General features: G+C 66.0%; 16 protein-coding genes. 8 read left to right on the forward strand and 8 right to left on the reverse strand.

Features of this window, described 5'->3' with window-relative positions:
* The first annotated feature begins 75 nt into the window (after window positions 1-75).
* Window positions 76-1,461, forward strand: a complete 1,386-nt coding sequence (radA, locus tag EDF71_RS15865; protein WP_133857552.1) for a DNA repair protein RadA — start codon at window positions 76-78, stop codon at window positions 1,459-1,461.
* A 6-nt stretch (window positions 1,462-1,467) separates the two neighbouring features.
* Here the strand turns inward: radA and EDF71_RS15870 are convergent, their stop codons facing one another.
* The 4 genes from EDF71_RS15870 to EDF71_RS15885 form a co-directional block, all read right to left on the reverse strand.
* Window positions 1,468-2,472 (reverse strand): aldo/keto reductase, encoded by a 1,005-nt coding sequence (locus EDF71_RS15870; RefSeq protein ID WP_133857553.1) that lies wholly within the window; start codon window positions 2,470-2,472, stop codon window positions 1,468-1,470.
* A 97-nt stretch (window positions 2,473-2,569) separates the two neighbouring features.
* On the reverse strand, window positions 2,570-3,673 hold the full coding sequence (locus tag EDF71_RS15875; protein WP_133857554.1) for an FHA domain-containing protein: 1,104 nt from the start codon (window positions 3,671-3,673) through the stop codon (window positions 2,570-2,572).
* Window positions 3,670-5,160: a serine protease gene (locus tag EDF71_RS15880; protein ID WP_133857555.1), complete on the reverse strand. Its 1,491-nt coding sequence runs from the start codon at window positions 5,158-5,160 to the stop codon at window positions 3,670-3,672. Before EDF71_RS15880 ends, EDF71_RS15875 begins: the two co-directional genes overlap by 4 nt.
* A 143-nt stretch (window positions 5,161-5,303) precedes the next feature.
* Window positions 5,304-6,017, reverse strand: a complete 714-nt coding sequence (locus EDF71_RS15885; RefSeq protein ID WP_133857556.1) for a MarC family protein — start codon at window positions 6,015-6,017, stop codon at window positions 5,304-5,306.
* Between the two features lie 182 nt (window positions 6,018-6,199).
* Between EDF71_RS15885 and EDF71_RS15890 the strand changes: the two genes are divergently transcribed.
* The 4 genes from EDF71_RS15890 (at window position 6,200) to EDF71_RS15905 (ending at window position 9,183) form a co-directional block, all read left to right on the forward strand.
* Window positions 6,200-6,631, forward strand: coding sequence for a glycerate kinase (locus EDF71_RS15890; protein ID WP_133857557.1), 432 nt, complete (start codon window positions 6,200-6,202; stop codon window positions 6,629-6,631).
* A gap of 243 nt (window positions 6,632-6,874) precedes the next feature.
* Entirely contained in the window at window positions 6,875-7,081 is a 207-nt protein-coding gene (locus EDF71_RS15895) for a zinc-finger domain-containing protein (RefSeq protein ID WP_021028650.1), read from the forward strand.
* Entirely contained in the window at window positions 7,082-7,894 is an 813-nt protein-coding gene (locus EDF71_RS15900) for a glycosyltransferase family 2 protein (RefSeq protein WP_243854331.1), read from the forward strand.
* A complete protein-coding gene (locus tag EDF71_RS15905; protein ID WP_133857558.1) occupies window positions 7,891-9,183 on the forward strand; it encodes an O-antigen ligase family protein in 1,293 nt (430 codons plus the stop codon). Before EDF71_RS15900 ends, EDF71_RS15905 begins: the two co-directional genes overlap by 4 nt.
* Before the next feature lie 29 nt (window positions 9,184-9,212).
* On the opposite strand, the gene EDF71_RS15910 is transcribed toward EDF71_RS15905, so the two are convergent.
* From EDF71_RS15910 to EDF71_RS15925, 4 genes are all read right to left on the reverse strand, one after another.
* Window positions 9,213-9,704 (reverse strand): GNAT family protein, encoded by a 492-nt coding sequence (locus tag EDF71_RS15910; RefSeq protein ID WP_208301068.1) that lies wholly within the window; start codon window positions 9,702-9,704, stop codon window positions 9,213-9,215.
* An 86-nt stretch (window positions 9,705-9,790) separates the two neighbouring features.
* Entirely contained in the window at window positions 9,791-10,687 is an 897-nt protein-coding gene (gene pdxY / locus EDF71_RS15915; protein ID WP_347876675.1) for a pyridoxal kinase PdxY, read from the reverse strand.
* A gap of 47 nt (window positions 10,688-10,734) precedes the next feature.
* Window positions 10,735-11,787, reverse strand: a complete 1,053-nt coding sequence (locus EDF71_RS15920; protein WP_133857559.1) for a nitronate monooxygenase — start codon at window positions 11,785-11,787, stop codon at window positions 10,735-10,737.
* Window positions 11,784-12,668: a LysR substrate-binding domain-containing protein gene (locus tag EDF71_RS15925; protein WP_347876676.1), complete on the reverse strand. Its 885-nt coding sequence runs from the start codon at window positions 12,666-12,668 to the stop codon at window positions 11,784-11,786. Before EDF71_RS15925 ends, EDF71_RS15920 begins: the two co-directional genes overlap by 4 nt.
* A 78-nt stretch (window positions 12,669-12,746) precedes the next feature.
* Here EDF71_RS15925 and EDF71_RS15930 point away from each other — a divergent pair, with 78 nt between their 5' ends.
* From EDF71_RS15930 to EDF71_RS15940, 3 genes are all read left to right on the forward strand, one after another.
* Window positions 12,747-14,012: a YbfB/YjiJ family MFS transporter gene (locus EDF71_RS15930; RefSeq protein ID WP_133857560.1), complete on the forward strand. Its 1,266-nt coding sequence runs from the start codon at window positions 12,747-12,749 to the stop codon at window positions 14,010-14,012.
* A 216-nt stretch (window positions 14,013-14,228) separates the two neighbouring features.
* Window positions 14,229-15,179 carry a sugar ABC transporter substrate-binding protein gene (locus EDF71_RS15935; RefSeq protein WP_116926749.1) on the forward strand — a complete coding sequence of 317 codons (951 nt, stop codon included), beginning with the start codon at window positions 14,229-14,231 and terminating at the stop codon, window positions 15,177-15,179.
* A gap of 14 nt (window positions 15,180-15,193) precedes the next feature.
* The gene (locus EDF71_RS15940; RefSeq protein WP_133857561.1) at window positions 15,194-16,783 is read left to right on the forward strand and encodes a sugar ABC transporter ATP-binding protein; all 1,590 of its coding nucleotides are present in this window, start codon (window positions 15,194-15,196) and stop codon (window positions 16,781-16,783) included.
* The last annotated feature ends 88 nt before the right edge of the window (window positions 16,784-16,871 follow it).

Raw genomic sequence — 16,871 nt, forward strand, 5'->3', positions numbered from 1 at the left:
GGGATGCTAATCGATTTGCCGGCGCCGCGCTGCGCTCGCCGTTACCATGGGTGTCTGTACCGAAACATCCACGCCATGGCCAAAGAGAAATCCGTTTACATCTGCAGCGAATGCGGCGGCTCCAGCCCGCGCTGGTTGGGCAAGTGCCCGTCCTGCAATGCCTGGAACACCTTGGTGGAGAGTGCCGCCGAATCGGCGGGTGGCGGCAAGAACCGCCTGAGCCAGACCGGCCGCACCGGCTATGCCGGCCAGGCCCAGGCCGTCACGCCCCTCGCCGCCATCGAGGCCACCGAAGTGGCGCGCACCCCCAGCGGCATTGCCGAGCTGGACCGGGTGCTGGGCGGTGGCATTGTCGAAGGCGGTGTGGTGCTGATCGGTGGCGATCCGGGCATCGGCAAATCCACCTTGCTGCTGCAGGCCGTGGATGCACTGCAGCGCCAGGGCCTGCCCGCGCTCTATGTGACCGGTGAAGAGAGCGGTGCCCAGGTGGCACTGCGCTCGCGCCGGCTGGGGTTGGACAACAGCCAGGTCGATGTGCTGAGCGAGATCCAGCTGGAGAAGATCCTGGCGACCTGCGAGAGCACGCAGCCGGCCATCGTCATCATCGATTCGATCCAGACCATGTACTCGGACCAGCTCAGCTCGGCCCCCGGCTCGGTGGCCCAGGTGCGTGAATGCGCGGCCCACCTGACCCGCATGGCCAAGAGCACCGGCATTGCGGTGGTGCTGGTGGGCCATGTGACCAAGGAAGGCGCGCTGGCCGGTCCGCGCGTGCTGGAACACATGGTCGATACCGTGCTGTACTTTGAGGGCGATACGCACAGCAGCTTCCGCCTGGTGCGGGCCATCAAGAACCGCTTTGGCGCCGTCAACGAGATCGGCGTGTTCGCGATGACGGAAAAAGGCCTCAAGGGCGTGAGCAACCCCAGCGCCATCTTTCTGAGCCAGCACAGCGAGCCGGTGCCCGGCAGCTGCGTGCTGGTGACCCTGGAAGGCTCCCGCCCGCTCTTGGTCGAGATCCAGGCGCTGGTCGACAGCGGTGGCCCTAGCCCGCGCCGCCTGTCGGTGGGCCTGGACCGCGACCGCCTGGCCATGCTGCTGGCCGTGCTCAACCGCCATGCCGGCGTGGCCTGTGCCGACCAGGATGTCTTCGTCAACGCCGTCGGCGGTGTGCGCATTGGCGAGCCTGCGGCCGACTTGGCCGTCATGCTGTCCATCACCAGCAGCCTGCGCGGCAAGGCCCTGCCCAAGGGCTTTATCACCTTTGGCGAGGTGGGCCTGGCCGGCGAAGTGCGCCCCGCACCGCGCGGGCAGGAGCGCCTGAAGGAAGCCGCCAAGCTGGGCTTTACCGTTGCCGTCGTGCCCAAGGCCAATGCGCCCAAGAAGCCGATCGAGGGCATCACCATCCACGCGGTGGACCGGGTGGATGAGGCGATATCGCTGGTGCGTGGGCTGGACTGACGAGGCTTAAACCAGCCGCCCCTGCGGCCACAGATGCGCCGGATCGTTGTACCCGGGCGTTGACGGGTGGCCGGGGCTGACCAGGCCGTTGACCAGGCGCTCGTCTTCCAGGCTGATCTGGTAGTTCAGTGCCGGCTGGTAGTCCTGCCACTGCTTCAAGGTGCGCGGGCCGGCGATGACCGAGCTGATGGCGTTATGGGCCAGCACCCAGGCGGTGGCGAACTGCGCGGCGCTGATGCCTTGCTGCTCGGCGTGCTGCTGCACCTGCTGGGCGATCACGAGGGATTCAGGGCGGAACTCGGTCTGCAGGATGCGGGCATCCTGGCGGCCGGCGCGGCTGTCCTTGGGCGGCTCCATGCCGGGCTGGTACTTGCCGCAGAGAACGCCCCGTGCGATGGGGCTGAAGGGCACGACGCCGATGCCGAACTGCGCGCAGGCGGGCAGGATGTCGGTCTCGGGCATGCGGTTGAGCAGGTTGTAGTAGGGCTGGCAGACGACGGGCGGCGGCAGGCCGATCTCGCGCGCGGTGTAGACGGCTTCGACGATGCGCCAGCCGCGAAAGTTGGACAGGCCCCAGTACAGAATCTTGCCGCTGTCGATCAGGTGCTTGAGCGCATACAGCGGCTCATGCAACTGCAGGCCGGCGCGGTCGCGGTGCAGGTAGAGGATGTCGATGCGGTCGGTCTGCAGGCGGCGCAGGCTGGCCTCCACCTCGCGCAGCATCCAGGTGCGTGAGTAATAGCCTTCGTTGGGCTGGCTGCCCATGGGGTTGCCGAGCTTGGTGGCCAGCACCCAGTCATCGCGCTGGCCCTGCAGCAGCTGGCCGACCATGCGCTCGGATTCGCCCTTGCTGTAGATATCGGCGGTGTCGATGAAGTTGACGCCCTGGGCGCGCGCATCGGCGACGATGGCGGCCGCCTCCTGGGCATCGGTCTGGTCGGCGAACATCATCGTGCCCAGGCAGAGGGCGGAGACTTGGAGAGGGCTGGCGCCCAGCTGGCGGTACTGCATCTTGGTCCTTTGGGAATCAGGTCGAGTCCCTCGATGCTAGCGGGCCGCCGCCAGTTTGTCAGTCACAGGGCTGCGGCCTGCCCCGCCGCATCCCTGCTCAATCGAGACCGCTGTCGTCGCCTTCCTCGTCATCGTCTTTTTCCAGCTGGCTGCGGTTTTGCAGCTGCTCGCGCATCCTGTCCGTGCCTTGCATGAACTGGTCCACCGAGGTAGTGGGCGCCCAGCGCCATTCAGGCGGCAGCATGGTGGACATGTAGAGGTTGTCGCCCAGGCGCTTTTGCGTCTGCCACTGCAGGCCCAGCTTGGCGCCGATGCCCAGCACCAGCAGACCGCCAACGGCCAGCGCCAGGGTGCGGGCCGATACCAGGGTCGCTGCACGCAGGTGGAACCAGATGACCACGGCCATCAAGCTGAAGGACGCCAGGCTGGCAAAGCGGCTGAGCATGGGCCAGGACATGGCAAAGCCCGTCACCGACAGCAGCACATCGAGCAAGGCCATGGCGACCATGCCGACCGAGGCAATGCAGACATGGCGCCAGAAGCCGGTCACCCCGGTGAACAGCTTGCCCATCATCGACCAGCCCAGGGTCCAGACCAGCAGGCCGCCCAGCATCCACAGCAGGATGGCGGGCAGCTGGCGGGCCAGGGCACCGGTTTCGGTGGCGCCCAGCCAGGTGGTCCAGGCCGACAGCAGTACCAGCAGCACCAGGGCCATGGCCGTCAGCAGCCCTTGGGCGCGTGAGAACGGGCGCCAGCGCTGGGTGGCGGGCAAGGGCTGGGCGGTGCTGCGCAGGTTCAGCTGCACGCCCCGGCCCAGGGTCAGGCGCTGGCCGGGCTGCCAGACAAAGCGCTCGCCGGCGCTGTAGTGGCGCCGGCCATGCCAGACGCCATTGGTGTTGTCGAGTACCTCGACCTCGTATTGGCCCGCATTAGGGTGGCCCGCATTGGGTTGGTGCAGGCGCACATGGCTGGGGCCAATGCTGGGGTCGGTCAGCACCAGGTCATTGGTGGCGGCGCGGCCGATGGTGCAGGGCCAGGCATACACCGGCAGGGCCATGGCCAGGCGGTGGCCGCGCTCGACCAGCTCCAGCACCGCGCCCTCGGGCTCTTGCGCGTCTTGCGCAGGGGCGGGCGCCTGGATGCTGGCGTCTTCGTGTTCGGGAGCGATGTCGGTCAATTCGGGGTAGTCGTGCTGGCTCATTGGGCGGCCTCGCTGGAGAAGCCTTGCAGGTACTGGCGGGCCAGGCGCTGGGCATTGTCAAAACTCACGGCACTGACGTTGAGGCGGCCGAGCACGCCTTGGCGCGGCTGGTCCACCGAGACGGCCAGCACGGTCAGGTCATACAGACCGCTGAACTTGCGGTAGGCGGCCATGCAGACGACGGCGCGCAGCGGCAGCTTGGCGTCGCCGGCGACAAAATCCTCGCGGCATTCATAGCCGGTGCGCACGCGGTTGCCACGCTTGCGCATCGGCTCATTGGCAAAGCTTGTGCCATAGGTATGGGCAAACTGCCAGGGGCTCAAACGGGGCGCGTCATAGGCCTCATATCGCATGCCCAGGCCGCCGACATCGCCGTCGCCGGTGAAGACTTCGCTGTCGATGCGGCATTGGCTGCGCTCAAAATCAAACAGGGATTCGCTGCGCCGCTCACGGCCATCGCCCCAGCAGCGGGCCAGGGTCTCGGATGGCACGGGCACGCGGTAGGGGCCATAGCGCTCGCTGCGGCTGCTGCCGCTCAGCACCCGGTCGACCAGGTCCTTCTGGTGGGCCATCAGCTGGCGCGTGACTTCGGCATGCATGGCGCCCTTGACCGGGGCGGCCTCGCGGCCATGGGCGAGCAGTTGCTCGACAAACTCCACCGGCACCAGAAAGCTCAGCTGCTCGGCGCCCAGCTGCTTGGCCACATTGACGCCGACCACACGGCCCTGGGTGTCGATGGCCGGGCCACCGCTCATGCCGGGGTTCAGGGTGCCGCCAAAGAAGATGCGCGGGTAGAAGCTGCGCTGCACCAGGCCGTTGTAGGTGCCTTCGGTGATCGCAAAGCCCACATCCAGCGGGTTGCCCAGCGAGAAGATGCGCTCACCGCCGCTCAATGGCCGGCTGCTGGGGCGCAGTGGCAGTGCGCTGTAGCGGTGTTCGGCGCTGGCCTCTGTGCTGTCGCCGCCTTCCTTGGCGGGGGCCACACGTAGCAGTGCTAGGTCATGCAGCACATCGATGGCGAGCAGCTGCACTGGCGCCTCCTGGCCGCTGACCGATACCAGCACCGCACGGTGGCGCTCGGGCTCCAGCGCCAGTTGGCTGATCACGTGGTAGTTGGTGATCAGCAAACCATCTTCCGAGACAAAAAAGCCCGAGCCGGTACTGCTTTGGGTATTGGTCTGGCGGCGCAGAGTGCGGATCTGCACCAGCTTGTCGCGGGCGGCCATATAGGCCTGCTGCGCGTCGGGGGAAGGGGGCGGGGCCTCGGCTGCCGCTGCGGGCTGGTTGGCTGCGGCAGGCGTTCCCGCTGCTGCTGGTGTTGTTGGTGACAGCGGTGGCGCTGTGGGTGCGGGCACGGCGGCCTCAGCCGAGAGCGGGTTGGCCGCCTGTACCAAGGGCGCCTGGGCCATGGCGGGCGCTGTCAGCAAGGCAGCCAGCGCAAGCGCCAGGCCGTTGCGCCACAAAGGGGAAGAAGTGCAAGAGGTCATGGTGGTGGGTTTCGGGCCTTTGTAAAGGCCATCAACGCGAAAGCGGGCAACCGGTTAGCTTGGAATGCTATCAAAATAAAAGTGGCGCTGCGCAAGATCACGGGTTCAGCAGGCCCATGAACTTGGTGTTGTGCCTCTATACGCTAGTGTTGCAGCCCGTGGGCCCGGGTCACGCCATGCGCGATGGCATCGCTGATCAGGTTGCTCAGTCCGCTCCAGGCAATCTGTATGCCCAGGCACAGCAGGATAAAGGCGGAGATGCGCAGGAACACGATGGTGCCGGTTTCGCCCAGGGGTTTGAGCAGCTTGTCGGCATAGCGGTTGCACAACAGCAGAATGACGCCGACCACGAGGCTGCCCACGGCGGCCCCCATGACATTGACCACGGTGATCGCCGGCGAGCTGCGATCGAGCAGGCTGACACCGATGGTGATGGTGGCGGCCAGGCTGCCCGGGCCATAGGTCAGTGGGAAGGTCAGAGGATAAAAGGCGCGGCGTCTGGCCATCTCGGGGGTGAAGGCCTCGGCCAGCTTCTCGGTTCGCCCTTCGGTGGAGTTGGTGTTGATCATGTTCCAGCCAATCACCGCCACCAGCAGACCGCCGCCCAGGCGAACCACATCGATGGACAGGCCAAACATTTCCAGCATGTAGGAGCCCACCAGCATGAAAAAGATCAGCAGCAAGGTGACATTGACGGCGATGCGCGTGGCAATGTTGCGGCGGGTCTGGTTCGAGGCACCTTCGGTCAAGGTCAGGAAGATGGCCGAAACACTGACGGGGTTCAGGATGGGCAGCATGGTGGCAATCACCAGCAAAAAGCTCTTGCTGAAGGCGGCAAAGGCGATGGCGAAACTCATGGGTGGGGACCGGGTAATAGAGGGTCCCTAGCATGCCAGCCAAGGCGGTGTAGCGCTAGAGCCTGCACGGGCCGGTGTGGGGCCAAAGGTACGCCCATGGCCTGCCCAACAAGTCACCTGCTGCGGCCCCCAATTGGCCCCTGGCGACAAGGGCAAGTCCGCAGGCAGTGGACAATAGCGCAATGAACTGGAGAAACATACTGATCCCCATTGGCTTGCTGGTGCTGCTGGGGGCTGCTTACCAAAATTACAAGTGGATGGGTGTGCTGGCCGTCAGCGGCGGCATTTTGATGTGGCTGATGCTGCATTTCACCCGTCTGATGACCATCATGAAGCGGGCCTCGCAGCGCCCCTTGGGCTATGTGGACAGCGCCGTCATGCTCAATGCCAAGCTCAAGGCCAATGTGCCGCTGGTGCATGTGGTGGCGATGACACGCTCGCTGGGCCTGCGCCAGTCGCATGCGCTGGAGCAGCCCGAGGTGTTTGTGTGGCGCGACAACACCGACTCCAGCGTGACTTGCGAGTTTGTGCACGGACGTCTGCAGAAATGGACCTTGCAGCGCCCCAGCGACGCGGTGGATGCTGTGGCTGCCCCCTCGACCCCCCAGCCCTGAGGCCGGGCTACTTGTAACAACGGCGACCTGCCGCCCGCTTGTGGAACCCATTTAGGCGGGTTTGGCGGTCAATTCTGACGCGCGCGCTGTGCATCTTCTGCCAAGTCGGGCGCCGTCCACGTAAAATCACTGCCCAGCATGGGAGCCCCTTGGGGCTGGTCCCCACCATTGCCCATGCCTACAGAATCATCGATAGCCGGTCCGCCCCAGGGGTGCGGGGCTGGCGCAGGAAAGTTGAAAACCATGACGCAGGCAGTTGTTGAGTTGCTGGCCAAAGACCTGAACGCCCAAGGCGGCGTGTTTTGCCCCAATCCCAAGGCAGACATGAAATTGTGGAGTGGCCATCCCCGCGTCTTTCTGGATGTGGGCCACAGCGGTGAAGCCAAGTGCCCTTATTGCGGCACCGTGTACCGACTCAAGGCGGGCGAAACCTTCCACGGCGGCCATTGAGTGACTGATTCCCCCTTGGGCGGCGCTCCAGCTTCGCGCAAGCTGACGCTGACCATTGGCATCCTCACCCTCAACGAAGAAGACAATATCGAGGCCTGCTTGCGCAGTGCCTCGTTTGCCGACCAGGTGGTGGTGGTGGACAGTGGCAGCGTGGACCGTACCACTGCCATTGCCTGTGGTCTGGGCGCCCAGGTGTTCCGCTACGAAGACTGGCAGGGCTTTGCCTTGCAGCGCAACCGCTTGCTCAGCCACGCCAAGGGCGACTATGTGTTCTTCCTGGATGCCGATGAGACGATCTCTCCGGCTTTCCGCGAGGAGCTGCAGGCCATTGTGCAGGGTGGAGAAGAGGCCATCTGGATGGTGCGCTGGCGCATGGTCGCCTTTGGCAAGGAACTCAGATACCTGCGCTCGACCGCCAAAGTGGAGCGCCTGTTCTGGCGCGGCTTGCTGCGCGAGTACACCGGCGTGGTGCATGAAGAGGCACAGCTGAGCCGCGCCAATGTGACACGCCATTTGATGCGCACACCGCTGCTGCACCATTCGCGCAGCACCGTGCACACCAGCCTGGAAAAGCTCACCCAGTACGCGATGCTCGGCGCGGCCAAGCGGGCCGAAGAGGGCGTGCGCGGCGGCATTTTGCGCGGCATGGCTTCGTCGATTGCCATGTTTGTGCGTCTTTACTTCTTCCATTTCGGCATTCTCTGCGGGGGTGCGGGCTTTTTGTACTGTGTCTTTGTCGCGCTGGAGAGCTTCTTCCGCTATGTGGCCCTGGCCTACGACCGCCCTTATCTGAGCGGAGACGTGCGCCGATGAGCCTGGCTGCGGCGGCGCCCGTTGCGCCTTCGCCCGCCATGCGGGCCAGCCAACTGGCGGCCTTTGTGGTGCCTGGGGTGGCCCTCAGCTTGCCGTCGGGCTATTCCTTTGGCGCCGCGGTGTTGGCGCTGGCCAGCCTGATTTTTGTGCGCCAATGGTGGGGCCGCGGCTGGGACCGCCGGGCGCTGGCCTGGGCGCTGATGCTCGCCGTCATGGCCGTCATGTGGACCATGAGCTTTGACGACTGGCACACGCGCTCGCGCAGCGACCAGTTCATCAAATACGCATTCGCCATTACCGGCCTGGGTTTCTTGCAGACTTGTGCACCCCGGGTGCGCCCGCTGGGCTGGGGCATGCTGGCAGGCGCCTTGGGCGCGGGCCTGGTCGCCGTCTACCAGATGGGCTGGACCGATGCCCACCGTGCCAATGGTTTTACCAATGCCATCCAGTTCAGTGGCATTGCGCTGGTGCTGGCGCTGGCTTGCTGCTTTGGCGTGCTGCTGCTGTGGCGCTCACTGGCGGCCTGGCAGCGTGCCTTGGGCCTGGTGTGCAGCCTGTTCGGCATGCTGGCCGTCATCCTGTCTGATACGCGTGGCAGCTGGATCGTGCTGCCCTTTGTCTTGCTGATTGGTGCCGTGCTGCTGTGGCGCTGTGGCCTGCGCAAGCCGGTGGGCATGGGCTTGCTGGCCGCCGTGCTGGGCATTGGCGGCCTGGTGTCGTTCAAAGGCGGTGAGATGGCCGAGCGCTACCACACGGCCGTGCATGAGGTGCAACGCTACGAAGTGCAAGACCGCGATGCGGCTGAGACCTCGGTAGGCCAGCGCCTGGCCCATTGGCACCTGGCCTGGCACATGGGGCTGGACAAGCCCCTGACCGGCTGGGGCCTCAAAGGCTATATCGCAGAAAAAGCCCGCCGTGTGGAAGCGGGCGAGGCCAGCGCCTCGGTGCTGCCCTATGACCATGCGCACAACGAGCTGCTGGACATGTTTGCCAAGCGTGGCTTGGTGGGGGTGGCCCTGCTGCTGGCCTTTTATGCCGTGCCGCTGCTGATCTTCTGGCCCACCCACAAGCGCATGGCGCAGTGCCCCGGTGCGCCTATGGACCGCCAGATTCTCTACCTGCGCATGCTGGGCATCATGGTGCCGCTGTGCTACATGGGTTTTGGCCTGACCCAGGTGTTTTTTGCCCACAACAGCGGGCATCTGTTTTATGTCTACCTGCTGGTGCTGCTGCTGGGTGCGCTGATTGGACGTGAGCGCGCACTGCTGGCCTTGCACGCGGCATGCTGAGTCCGGTAATTGGCCAGGCTGGCCGCGCGTCAGCCTTGGCGGCTGCTCCACTCGCGCGCCAGCAGCGCATAGATGTACTCATCGCCCCACTGGCCGTTGAACTGGTCATTCTCGATCAGATGGGCTTCTCGCCGCATGCCCAGGCGCTCGACAACGCCCACCGAGCCTTGGTTGGCGGCATCCAGCCGCGCAAAGATGCGGTGAAAGCCCAGCGCGCCAAAGCCCTGCGCCAAGGTCAGCGCCACGGCTTCGGTGGCATAGCCGTGTCCGGCATGGGCTGGATCAAAGATATAGCCCACCTCCGCCTGGCGCGCGGCAGCGCTCGCTAGTTTGAGCAAGGTCTCTCCCAAAAGGCAGCCATCGCTGCTGCGCACCACGGCAAAGCGCCGGGTGTCGCCATCCTGCGCCAGGCGCTGGGGCAGTGCATCGCGTGCGAACTGGGCTTGCAGTACCGCAATGTCCTGCGGTGCCTCGGCATACAGGTAGCGGTAGACAGGGGGGCTGGCGGTGGTAGTGGGCATAGGCCTCGAAATCGCTGGATGCAAAGGCGCGTAGCTGAAGACGGGGGGCGGGGCTTGGGTTCGGCATGCGGTGGGTGACTTCCTGCTCAGGCCACCTGGCGGGCCGCAAAGCGCGCGGCCGGCTCGATCAGCTGGGCCTGCGCTGCCACCAGCGGCAGATCGCGTGAACCTGCGACCGTGCCCTTGACCAGCGAATACAGAGTGGCCGTCGCCAGCTCCAGCGCCTCGGGCAGGGGGCGGCCATCCATCAAACGGCCCAGCAAGGTGGCGGCAAACACATCGCCCATGCCATTGGGGAGTGGGTGCAGGTCGATGCGTGGCGTGGTCACCAGCCAGGCGCCTTGGCCGTTGACCGCCAAGGTGCCCAGTTGGTCAGCCGCGATATCGGGCGTGGCCAGGCTGGTGATGACAATAATGTCCGGCCCCCGGCCACGCATCTGGCGCGCAACGGCCACGGCCTCTGCCGTGCTGGCCAGCTTGGTGCCGCTCAGCAGCTCAAACTCGAACTGGTTGGGCGTGATGATGTTGGCAAACGGGATGGCCTGGTCGCGCAGAAAATCGGGGATGGCGGGGTTGACGAAGAGCCCCCGGCCCACATCGCCCATCACCGGATCGCAGAGGTAGCGCAGCTGCGGGTTGGTCTGGCGGATGTCGTTGACGGCATCAAGAATGGCTGAGCCGGTATCGGCATTGCCCAGGTAGCCCGAGAGCACGGCGCCCACTTTTTGCAGCGCGCCGCGCTCGCGCAGGCCGGCGAGGATCTCGCGGATATGCTCGGCGCTCAGGATCTGGCCCCGGAACTGCCCATAGCCCGTGTGGTTGCTGAACAGCACCGTATGCACCTGCAGCACATCAAAGCCCAGGCGCTGCAGCGCAAACACCGCCGCCGAGTTGCCGACATAGCCCCAGGCCACATGCGATTGGATGGACAGGATGACGGGGCGGGAGGCTTGCGCAGTGGCAGAGGGTGCAACAGTGTTCACGGTAGGCAGTCTTAGCAGGCCCGGACCAGGCTGCCGGGCATTGGCTGCTATTGTGCGCCCGCTGCCTGCCACTCCTGCTTGAGCTTTTGCAATAGTTGCGCAGCGGGCAGGGCTCTGGCCTGGGCCACGCCCTGGCCGGCCCAGAGCGACAGGTACTGCGCATCGCCCGCCGCGCCGGCGAGCTTGCGCAGCGCGCCGGTCAGTGCGTTTTGTACCGGGTAGGGCGGGATGGCGGCCTCATCGGCTTCCAGCGCGTCAATCATTGCATTGCGGATGCCACGCGCGGGCCGGCCCGAGATGGTGCGGGTGGTGACCGTGTCGGTAGCCTGGGCCGCCGCCAGCGCAGCGCGGTAGGCCGCGTTGATGGCCGATTCGGGGCAGACCAGAAAGGCCGTGCCCATTTGCACCGCCTGCGCGCCCAGCGCCTGTGCAGCGGCAATGCCGGCGCCATCCATGATGCCGCCGGCCGCAATCACCGGTAGCTGCAGCTGCTGCACGCAGTCGCGCACCAGCGGCAGGGTGGAGACCATGGACGAGGCATAGTCCGCCAAAAAAGTGCCCCGGTGGCCGCCGGCCTCGCTGCCGCTGGCAATGACGGCATCGGCCCCCACGGCCTGCCAGGCCAGCGCCTCGGCCACCGTGGTAGCCGTGCCCCAGACCTGGCTGCCTGCTGCCTGCAGGCGCTGCACCTGGGCGGCGCTGAGGATGCCAAAGGTAAAGCTGGCCACGGCCGGGCGGCAGGCAACCAGTGCATCGAGCTGCTGCGCAAAATCTTCGCACCACTGGCCGGGCACGGCTGGCTCAGCACCAAAGCGCGCATACAGCGGGGCCAGGCGTTGCAGGGCCTGCTGCACGGTGGCGGCATCGGGTGCGGGGGTGGCCTGCACAAACAGGTTCATCGCAAAGGGCCGGTCGGTCTGTGCGCGCACCGCGGCTGCGGCCTCGGCCATCGCCTGGGGTGAGCGCATGCCGCAGCCCAGCGAGCCCAGGCCGCCGCCAGCGCTGACGGCAGCGGCCAGCGCCGGGCTGTCCGAGCCGGTCATCGGGCCTTGCACCACGGGCAGCTGCAGGCCCAGTTCTTGCGTCAGGTTGCGGGTCATACGGTCTCCATAGCGGCTGATAAAGGGGTGGGGGCGGCCGCCTGCAAGACCGCCAGCAGCTGCTGCACGGCCGGCGTGGCATAGCCCTGGCGGGTGACAAACATCGTTGTGCAGGTGCCCAAGGGCTGGCTGTGTACGGGCAGGGGGTTGTGCTGCAGGTCCAGCACATTCTGCGGCACCACGGCCACGGCGCTGCCGGCGGCGACCGCCGCGACGATCGCGTGGTACGACGACAGCTGCAGCACGCGCGTGGGCGCCGGGCCATGGGCCTGCGCCATCCACTGCTCGCCAACACGGCGGTAGGTGCAGCCATCGCTGAAACCAGCCAGGGTACGGGGCAGTTCCCCACCCACCGTCTGGGCGGGACGCAGCAGCAGCAGCGATTCCTCGTACAGTGGCACCAGGTCCAGCGGCAAGGGGGCATCCACATCGGGCGGCGGCCAGGCGACCAGCGCGGCATCGAGCTGGTGGTCCAGCACCTGCTCCATCAGCTGCAGCGATGCGGCCGTGGACAGCTCCAGCTGCACCTGCGGATGCGTGCGGTGGAACTCGGCCAGCGGCAGCGGCAGGCGTGCGGCGGCCGTGCTCTCCATCGAGCCCAGGCGCAGCCGGCCGCTGGGGTGCTGGCCGCGCAGGCTTTGGGTGGCCTCTTCGGCCAGGGTCAGCAGCTGGTCGGCATAGCGCTGCAGCTGCTGTCCCTCGGGTGTCAGCACCATGCGCCGGGCTTCGCGTACAAAAAGCGCTACGCCCAGCGACTCCTCCAGCTGCTGGATGCGGGTGGTGATATTCGACTGGGCGCGGCCCAGCTGCTGCGCAGCACGCGTGATGCTGCCGCTGGCGATGACCTGCTGAAAGATGGCGAGGGTGGCGAGATCCAACACGTTTGTATCTATCTTTTTTGAAGATGTTAATTTAACATAGCATCTCCAAAAAAGATACATAAGCGATAGGTCCGCACCATGCCACCTTCGGTCAGCTCTTCGGTTTCCCCCTCCGCACCCGCCCCGTCCCTGCCCTGGGGCCAGCGCCCCTGGCTGGTCGCGGTGGCCGGCATGCTGGCGCTGGCGTCGGCCATGGGCGTGGGGCGCTTCGCCTTTACGCCTTTGATGCCGATGATGCTGCACGACGGCAGCATCGACTTGGCCCAAGGCAGCTGGCTGGCGATGAGCAACTACCTGGGTTACTTTGTTGGCTCCCTGGTCTGCATGGTGCTGCCCTGGGTGGCCAAGGGCCTGATGCAGCGGATGCACCCCTCGCGCATGGTGCACTGGTGGCTGTTCCTCACCGCGGTGCTGACGGCGGCGATGGCGCTGAACTGGCCCGGCGCCTGGGCCAGTCTGCGTTTTGTCTCGGGTGTGGCCAGTGCGGTGGTGTTTCTCAATATCACCCTGTGGTGCATGTCGCAGCTGGCGCATCTGGGCCGGCCGCAAATGGGAGGCTTGCTGTTTTGCGGCCCGGGCATCGGCATTGCGCTGACCGGCCTGGCCACCAGCGGCATGGTGGCGGCCGGCTGGCATGCCGTCAGCGCCTGGCTGGCCTTTGCGCTGCTGGCAGTGGTGTTGTGGCTGATGGTGATGACGGTGGTGCGCGGCCCGCTGGCGCCACCACCGGTCCATACGCAGGCCGGCGCTGCTGTGGCGGTCGCGCCCGAAGGCCCGGCGGACCGGCTGCTGCTGACCCTGGCCTACAGCCTGGCCGGCCTGGGCTATATCGTCACCGCCACCTATTTGCCGGTGATTGCGCGCGGCGCGCTGCCGGCCGATTCGATCTGGCCTGATCTGTTCTGGCCCATGTTCGGAGGCGGTGTGGCGCTGGGTGCTTACCTCTCTACCCATTTGCCGACCCGCTGGGACCGGCGCCGGCTCCTGATGGCTGGCTACGGCATCCAGGCGGTGTCCATCGCCATCAGCGCGCTGTGGCCCACGCCGCTGGGCTTTTCGCTGGGCAGCCTGCTGCTGGGCCTGCCGTTTACCGCGCTGACCTTTTTTGCGCTGCAAGAGGCGCGCCGCATCTGGCCGACTGCGCTCAGCAGCTTTCCGGGTCTGCTGACGGCTGCCTATGGGCTGGGCCAGATTGTGGGCCCGCCGATGGTGGCCTGGATGCTGGCCCACAGCGCCAGTATCCAGCAGGGCTTTGCCTATGGCCTGGCGGCCGCAGGCGGCGCGTTGGTACTGGGCATGGGCGTGCTGGGATGCATGGTCTGGCGCCATCCGCACCAGGGCTGAGCGGCGGAAAAGCGTCGGGCAGCCAGCCGCCCAGGGGCTGCCAAAGCAGATGCCGGGGCCGCATCCGCCCCGCATGACCAACTGGTGAAACATTGTTTGACCTTGGGGTAAACTCCGGGGCGCAAACGTTTGCGCCTATGCAAACATGCGGCATCTCGCGGCTACTGCTGTGGATAGCGCCGCGTGATGCACAACAATCCTTCGGAGACTTATCTCATGCGCTTTACCCGCCGTACCCTGACTGCTGCGCTGGCTTTGGCCACCGTGGCTGGTTTTTCCCACCAAGCCGTAGCGGCTGACAAGCCCAAGGTGGCCCTGGTGATGAAATCGCTGGCCAACGAGTTCTTCCGCACCATGGAAGACGGCGCCAAGGCGCACCAGAAGGCCAATGCCGCCCAGTACACCCTGGTGGCGAACGGCATCAAGGACGAAACCGACACGGCCGCACAGATCAAGATGGTCGAGCAGATGGTGGCCCAGCGCGTGCAGGCCATCGTGATCGCTCCGGCAGATTCCAAGGCCCTGGTATCGGTGCTGAAAAATGCAGCAGACAAGGGTGTGCTGATCGTCAATATCGACAACAAGCTCGATGCCGATGCGCTCAAGAGCAAGGACCTGAACGTGCCTTTCGTGGGCCCGGACAACCGTGCAGGCGCCAAGCTGGTGGGCGATTTCCTGGGCAAGCAGCTGCAGGCCGGTGACAAGGTGGGCATCGTTGAAGGTGTCTCGACCACGTTCAACGCCCAGCAGCGCACCCTGGGCTTCCAGGATGCGATGAAGGCCGCTGGCGCCAATGTGGTCAGCCTGCAATCGGGCCAGTGGGAAATCGACAAGGGCAACACCGTGGCAGCCGGCATGCTGCGCGAGCACCCCGATCTGAAGGCGATCATGGCGGGCAACGACAGCATGGCGCTGGGCGTGGTCGCAGCGGTGAAGGCCTCTGGCCGCACTGGCAAGGTGCAGGTGGTGGGCTATGACAACATCGCTGCCATCAAGCCCATGCTGAAGGATGGCCGCGTGCTGGCCACTGCGGACCAGTACGCCGCCAAGCAGGCCGTGTTCGGTATCGAGATCGCGCTTAAGGCCCTGGCCGAGAAGAAAAAGCAGAGCGAGCTGCCTGCTGAGGTCAAGACCGATGTGGCCTTGGTGACCAAGGACAGCAAGTAACAACGGCGCACACCATGGCAACGACTGAGGCGCAAGGCGCCGGCACGCCACGCGTGCGTTTGCAGCAGATGGGCAAGGCCTACTCCGGCACCTTGGTGCTGGAGGGCGTGAGCCTGGATCTGCATGCGGGCGAAGTGATGGCGCTGACCGGAGAAAACGGCGCGGGCAAGAGCACCTTGTCCAAGATTCTGTGCGGGTTGGTGGATCCATCGCAGGGCCAGATGCAGCTCGATGGCAAGCCCTTTGCCCCCACATCGCGCCGCGATGCCGAGCGCCAGGGCGTGCGCATGGTGATGCAGGAGCTGGGCCTGGTGGCCACCTTGACGGTGGCCGAAAACCTGCTGCTGGGCCAGCTCCCCCACAAGCTCGGCTGGCTGGACCATGCGGCGATGCGGGCGCTGGCCCGCACCCAGCTGGCCAAGATCGGCATGGAGCATATTGATCCGGACACCCCTGTCTCGCAGCTGGGCATTGGCCAGCAGCAGATGGTGGAGATCGCCCGCAATCTGCAGGATGGCACGCGGGTGCTGGTGCTCGACGAGCCCACCGCCATGCTGACGCTCAAGGAAACCGAGCACCTGTTCACGCAGATCGCGCTGCTCAAGGCGCGCGGTGTGGCCCTGGTCTATGTGTCGCACCGGCTCGAAGAGCTGCAGCGCATTGCCGACCGGGTGGCCGTGCTGCGCGATGGCCGCCTGGTCGATGTGCGGCCCATGCAGGGCGTGCAGGAGCATGAGCTGGTCGAGCGCATGGTGGGCCATGCCGTGCAGGACAACGAAGGCCGGCCGCGCCGCACACGCGGTGCGCTGCGCCTGTCTGCGAAAAATTTGCAACGCGGCGCGCAGGTGCGCGGCGTCAGCCTCTCGCTCTATGCGGGCGAAATCATGGGCCTGGCGGGCCTGGTCGGCTCGGGCCGTACCGAGCTGGTGCGCCTGCTGTTTGGTGCAGACCGCGCCGAGCAGGGCGAAATCAGCCTGCATGCCGCTGGCAGCAACGCCGCCACACACAGCGTGGCGCCCAACTGGAACAGCCCGGTGCAGGCCATCCGCGCCGGCATCGGCCTGGTGACCGAAGACCGCAAGTCGCAAGGCCTGCTGCTGTCGCAATCCATCCGCGCCAACACCACCTTGGCAGGCATGCACAAGATTGCACGCGGCGGCTGGCTGCAGCGTGCCCAAGAGAGCGAAGTGGCGCGCCATTTTGTCGAGCGCCTGCGCATCCGCTCGCGCAGCGCCGAGCAGGCGGTATCGACCTTGAGTGGCGGCAACCAGCAAAAAGTGGTGTTTGCCCGCTGGCTGCACCAGCCCTGCGATGTACTGCTGCTCGACGAACCCACACGCGGCGTGGATGTGGGCGCGCGCGCCGACATCTACCACGAGATCGACCGCATGTGCGATGACGGCAAGGCCGTCTTGATGGTCTCTAGCGACCTGCGTGAGCTGATGGCCATGTGCGACCGCATTGGCGTGATGCACGATGGCGAGCTGGTGGCCGTGTTCGAGCGCGGCCAGTGGAGCGACCAGCAACTGCTGGCCGCCGCCTTTGGCAATGTGGACGAAGCCCCATCGGCCCACGCCGCAGCACAGGCTGCAACCCCCGAATAAAAGAGCAGGCAAGAGGACCAAGCCATGACAACCCCCCTTTCCGCGCGCCCCAGCGCGCCTACGCCGTCGGCTGCACCGGCTGCCAGCT

The organism is Comamonas sp. JUb58 (genome assembly GCF_004364775.1).
GTDB lineage: Bacteria > Pseudomonadota > Gammaproteobacteria > Burkholderiales > Burkholderiaceae_C > Comamonas.

What these genes read in the sequence shown, in the direction of transcription:
- radA (WP_133857552.1), top strand. Translation starts at nt 76, where the DNA reads ATGGCCAAAGAGAAATCCGTTTACATCTGCAGCGAATGCGGCGGCTCC.
- EDF71_RS15870 (WP_133857553.1), bottom strand. Translation starts at nt 2,472, where the DNA reads ATGCAGTACCGCCAGCTGGGCGCCAGCCCTCTCCAAGTCTCCGCCCTC.
- EDF71_RS15875 (WP_133857554.1), bottom strand. Translation starts at nt 3,673, where the DNA reads ATGAGCCAGCACGACTACCCCGAATTGACCGACATCGCTCCCGAACAC.
- EDF71_RS15880 (WP_133857555.1), bottom strand. Translation starts at nt 5,160, where the DNA reads ATGACCTCTTGCACTTCTTCCCCTTTGTGGCGCAACGGCCTGGCGCTT.
- EDF71_RS15885 (WP_133857556.1), bottom strand. Translation starts at nt 6,017, where the DNA reads ATGAGTTTCGCCATCGCCTTTGCCGCCTTCAGCAAGAGCTTTTTGCTG.
- EDF71_RS15890 (WP_133857557.1), top strand. Translation starts at nt 6,200, where the DNA reads ATGAACTGGAGAAACATACTGATCCCCATTGGCTTGCTGGTGCTGCTG.
- EDF71_RS15895 (WP_021028650.1), top strand. Translation starts at nt 6,875, where the DNA reads ATGACGCAGGCAGTTGTTGAGTTGCTGGCCAAAGACCTGAACGCCCAA.
- EDF71_RS15905 (WP_133857558.1), top strand. Translation starts at nt 7,891, where the DNA reads ATGAGCCTGGCTGCGGCGGCGCCCGTTGCGCCTTCGCCCGCCATGCGG.
- EDF71_RS15910 (WP_208301068.1), bottom strand. Translation starts at nt 9,704, where the DNA reads ATGCCCACTACCACCGCCAGCCCCCCTGTCTACCGCTACCTGTATGCC.
- EDF71_RS15920 (WP_133857559.1), bottom strand. Translation starts at nt 11,787, where the DNA reads ATGACCCGCAACCTGACGCAAGAACTGGGCCTGCAGCTGCCCGTGGTG.
- EDF71_RS15930 (WP_133857560.1), top strand. Translation starts at nt 12,747, where the DNA reads ATGCCACCTTCGGTCAGCTCTTCGGTTTCCCCCTCCGCACCCGCCCCG.
- EDF71_RS15935 (WP_116926749.1), top strand. Translation starts at nt 14,229, where the DNA reads ATGCGCTTTACCCGCCGTACCCTGACTGCTGCGCTGGCTTTGGCCACC.
- EDF71_RS15940 (WP_133857561.1), top strand. Translation starts at nt 15,194, where the DNA reads ATGGCAACGACTGAGGCGCAAGGCGCCGGCACGCCACGCGTGCGTTTG.